This window comes from Mycolicibacterium elephantis DSM 44368 (assembly GCF_004014805.1).
Classification (GTDB): Bacteria; Actinomycetota; Actinomycetes; order Mycobacteriales; family Mycobacteriaceae; genus Mycobacterium; species Mycobacterium elephantis.
On sequence record NZ_ATDN01000070.1, the window covers coordinates 1 to 449 of the forward strand.

Here is a 449-nt window from a genome sequence, read left to right on the forward strand (position 1 = left end):
GCGATGTCGCGCACCGATTCGGCCGGCAGCACCCCGAACCCGGGCAGATAGCCCGGGGTGTCGCTGGTGGCGTCGAGCGTGCCTTGTTCGGCCAGCACGTGGATGATCGCCGTCGCGGCGGCTTGTCGTGATGCTTGCGCCGGACAATCTGAGGATCCGCAGCGGCACGCCAGGGTGGCTTCGCCGCGCGCCAGCGGGCCGCAGGCATCGGCGCGACGCTGGCGCTTGGTGCGCGGATCGTTCGCACACACCGTGTCGGCCAGGACATCCAGGCGCTGATCGACCGCGGCCGCATCGGCACAATGCAGGGTGCTCCACAAGATCGCCATGCCCGGGGTGTCGCCGGGATGGATCTCCACGCAGCGATCCTCATCGACTTTGGGCGGTACCCGCACCGCGGCCGGATCGTATTTGGCCACCCACATATCGAGTCGATCACGCAGCTTGGG

General features: G+C 68.6%; 1 protein-coding gene. It reads right to left on the reverse strand.

All coding sequences use genetic code 11. The annotated features are described in order from the left end of the window. The coding region (locus MELE44368_RS24790; protein ID WP_306439174.1) for a DUF222 domain-containing protein at positions 1 to 419 on the reverse strand (419 nt) is incomplete at its 3' end. Positions 420 to 449 lie beyond the last annotated feature (30 nt).